The organism is Actinomycetota bacterium (assembly GCA_036280995.1).
Taxonomy (GTDB): Bacteria; Actinomycetota; CALGFH01; order CALGFH01; family CALGFH01; genus CALGFH01.
The window spans coordinates 1-3,572 of the sequence record DASUPQ010000918.1 but is presented as its reverse complement, the minus strand read 5'-3'; the positions used below and the strand labels follow the sequence as shown (position 1 = coordinate 3,572).

General features: G+C 75.2%; 5 protein-coding genes. All 5 read left to right on the top strand.

All coding sequences use genetic code 11. The annotated features are described in order from the left end of the window. Positions 1-245, top strand: a 245-nt coding sequence (locus VF468_30650) for a class II aldolase/adducin family protein (protein HEX5882647.1), incomplete at its 5' end; no start/stop codon positions are given. Next, positions 242-1,288, top strand: coding sequence for an Ldh family oxidoreductase (locus VF468_30645; GenBank protein HEX5882646.1), 1,047 nt, complete (start codon positions 242-244; stop codon positions 1,286-1,288). The genes VF468_30650 and VF468_30645, both read left to right, overlap by 4 nt. Before the next feature lie 15 nt (positions 1,289-1,303). Next, positions 1,304-1,627 (top strand): putative quinol monooxygenase, encoded by a 324-nt coding sequence (locus VF468_30640; GenBank protein HEX5882645.1) that lies wholly within the window; start codon positions 1,304-1,306, stop codon positions 1,625-1,627. A gap of 11 nt (positions 1,628-1,638) precedes the next feature. Then, on the top strand, positions 1,639-2,046 hold the full coding sequence (locus VF468_30635; GenBank protein ID HEX5882644.1) for a cupin domain-containing protein: 408 nt from the start codon (positions 1,639-1,641) through the stop codon (positions 2,044-2,046). After that, positions 2,046-3,467 carry an NAD-dependent succinate-semialdehyde dehydrogenase gene (locus VF468_30630; protein ID HEX5882643.1) on the top strand — a complete coding sequence of 474 codons (1,422 nt, stop codon included), beginning with the start codon at positions 2,046-2,048 and terminating at the stop codon, positions 3,465-3,467. Before VF468_30635 ends, VF468_30630 begins: the two co-directional genes overlap by 1 nt. The last annotated feature ends 105 nt before the right edge of the window (positions 3,468-3,572 follow it).

Here is a 3,572-nt window from a genome sequence, read left to right as displayed (position 1 = left end):
TGCTGCCCTACCACGCCCCCGGCGACCCGGCCCTCGGGCCGGTCGCCGAGGCCGCCGCCGCCCGCCGTCACGCCCTGTTGCTGGCCAACCACGGCCCGATCGTGGCCGCGGCCGACCTGGCCACGGCGGCCGACGCCATCGAGGAGGTGGAGGAGACGGCCCGGCTGTTCCTGCTCCTCCACGACCACCCGACCCGCCCCCTCACCGACGACCAGGCCGAGCAACTCCGCAGGGAGGACCCATGACCCGCGCCGCTCCCGAACCGCTCACCGACTTCGCCGCGGCCGTGCTCGAGGCCGAGGGCGTCCCGGCCGACGATGCCCGGCTGGTCGCCCGCTGCCTGGTCGACGCCCAGCTGTGGGGCCACCCCTCGCACGGGCTGCTCCGGCTCAGCTGGTACGTGGCCCGGATCCGTTCCGGGGTGGTCGACCCGGCGGCCAAGCCCGAGACCGTGGCCGACCTGGGCGCGCTGGCCGTGCTCGACGGCCGCGAGGGCCTCGGCCACGTCCTGACGGCGCATGCCGCCGGGGAGGCGGTGCGCCGGGCCAGGGAGCACGGGGTCGGGCTGGTGGCCGTCCGCAACTCCAACCACTTCGGGATGGCCGCCCACTTCACCCGCATGATCGCCGAGCAGGGCTGCGTCGGCGTCGTCACCACCAACGGCAGCCCGGCCATGGCCCCCTGGGGCGGCAAGGAGAAGGCCGTCGGGGCCAACCCCTGGTCGATCGCCGCCCCCGCCGGCCGGCACGGGGTCACGGTGATGGACATCGCCAACGTCAACGCCGCCCGGGGCAAGATCTACGCCGCCCGGGAGCGGGGCGCGACCATCCCCGAGGGCTGGGCGCTGGACGCCGAGGGACGGCCCACCACCGACCCGGCGGCCGCCATCGAGGGCGTGATCCTGCCCATGGGCGGCCACAAGGGCTACGCCATCTCCTTCATGATGGACGTGCTCTCGGGGGTGCTCACCGGCAGCTCGTTCGCCACCGGGGTCAGCGGCCCCCAGCAGGCCGAGCGGCGCAGCGGCAGCGGCCACCTGGTGCTGGCCATCGACGTCGCCGCCGTGGCCGATCCCGGCACCTTCGCCGAGCGCATGGAGCGGCTGATCGCCGAGATGAAGGCGGTCCCGCTGGCGGCCGGGTTCGAGGAGATCTTCTTCCCGGGCGAGCTGGAGGACCGGTCGCGGGCCCGGCTGGAGCGCGAGGGCATCGAGCTGCCCGACGCGACCATGGAGGCCCTGGAGCGGCTGGCCACCGAGACCGGGGTGGCGCTGGCGTTCGCCCGCTGACCGAGGAGGGCCCCGATGTACACCGTGATCGTGAACCTGCAGGTGAAGCCGGACATGGTCGAGGCCTTCCTGGAGGCGATGGGGGAGAACTCGCGGGCGTCGCGGCGCGACGAGCCCGGCTGCCTGCGCTTCGACGTCCACCGGGACAACGACGATCCCAGCCACTTCGTCCTCTACGAGCTGTACGCCGACGAGCGCGCCTTCACCGAGGCCCACCGGAGCGCCCCCCACTACGAGAAGTGGCGGGCCGCCGCGGCCGAGCTGCTGGAGCCGGGCGGGCAGGTCAACACCTTCGCCACCCCGGTGTTCCCCGGGGACCTGCCCGAGGCCGGCCGGTGACCGGCCCGGCGATGGTCCTGCGGGCCGGTGGGATCGAGCGCTTCGACCGCGGGGCCGGGGTGGCGACCCTGCCCTATGTGGGCAGGTGGAACGCCGAGGGCAACCGGGTGACGACGGGGATCACCGAGTTCGAGCCGGGCACGGCCATCCCCCTGCACACCCACAACGTCGAGGAGAGCGTCTTCATCCTCGAGGGCGAGGCGACCGCCGTGGTCGACGGGGACAGCTTCGACCTGGAGGCTGGCGACGCCACCTGGGTGCCGGCCGGGGTGCCGCACCGGTTCGCCAACCGCGGCCCGGGCCGGATGCGGATCTACTGGGTCTACGGCGGCCGCGAGGTCACCCGCACCATCGTGGCCACCGGAGAGACCTTCGAGCACCTGTCCGAGTCCGACCGCGGCGCCACCCGGAGCCCGTGATGGCGGCCGGGACCCTGCGGTCGGTCAACCCGGCCACCGGCGAGGAGCTGGCCGCCTTCGCCGAGCACGCCCCCGAGGAGCTGGAGTCGGCCCTGGCCGCGGCCGACGCCGCCCAGCGCGCCTGGGCCACGACCTCGTTCGCCGAGCGCCGCCGCTGCCTGGAGGCGGCCGCCCGGCTGCTGCGCGAGGGCCGGGAGGACTACGCCCGGCTGGCCACCCTGGAGATGGGCAAGCCCATCGCCGAGGCCGCGGCCGAGGTCGACAAGTGCGCCTGGAACTGCGAGTTCTACGCCGCCCAGGCGGAGCGGTTCCTGGCGAACGAGCCGGTGGAGACCGACGCCCTCTCCAGCTGGGTCGCCTACCAGCCGCTGGGCGTGGTGCTGGCCATCATGCCCTGGAACTTCCCCTACTGGCAGGTCCTGCGGTTCGCCGCCCCGGCCCTGATGGCCGGCAACGGCGCCCTGCTCAAGCACTCGCCCAACGTGCCCCGGTGCGCCCTGGCCACAGAGGAGCTGTTCGCCGGGGCCGGCTTCCCGGACGGGCTGTTCCGGACCCTGCTGGTCGGCGACGCCTCGGTGAACGAGGCCACCGGGCGGCTGCTCGGCGACCCGCGGGTCGGGGCGGTCACCCTCACCGGCAGCGAGCGGGCCGGCGCCGCCGTGGGCGCCACCGCCGGGCGGGCCCTGAAGAAGTGCGTCCTCGAGCTGGGCGGCTCCGATCCGTTCGTGGTCCTGGCCGACGCCGACCTCGAGCTGGCCGCCGAGGCCGCCGCCCGGGCCCGCTTCCTCAACGGCGGCCAGAGCTGCATCGCGGCCAAGCGGTTCGTGGTCGAGGAGCCGGTGGCCGACGAGTTCGAGCGGCGCTTCGTCGACGCCGTGGCCGCCCTCCCCGTCGGCGACCCGCTCGACCCGGCGACCCGGGTCGGCCCGCTGGCCAGGGCCGACCTGCTCGACGCCCTGGAGCGCCAGGTCGAGGGCTCGGTGGCCGGCGGGGCCAAGGTGCTGCTCGGGGGCGCGCGCCTGGAGCGGCCCGGCTGGTACTACGCCCCGACCGTCCTGGCCGGTGTCACCCCGGACCTGCCGGTGTTCACCGAGGAGACCTTCGGCCCGGTCGCGGCCGTCGTCCGCGCCCCCGACGAGGAGGCCGCGGTCGAGCTGGCCAACGACACCCCCTACGGGCTCGGGGCCAGCGTCTGGACCCGCGACCTGGAGCGCGCCCGGCGGCTGGGCCGGCGGATCGAGTCGGGCTCGCTGTTCGTCAACGCCGTGGTCGCCTCCGACCCGCGGCTGCCGTTCGGGGGGATCAAGCGCAGCGGCTACGGCCGCGAGCTGGCCGCGGTCGGCATCCGGGAGTTCACCAACATCCGCACCTTCTGGGTCCAGCCCGCCGACGCGGCCCCGCCCGCGACCCTCACGGAGTGACCATGGCACAGCGGTGGGTCCCGGCCACGTTCGTGCGCGGCGGCACCAGCAAGGGCCTGTTCTTCCCCGCCCGCGACCTGCCGGCCGGTCGCGAAGCCGTCGACC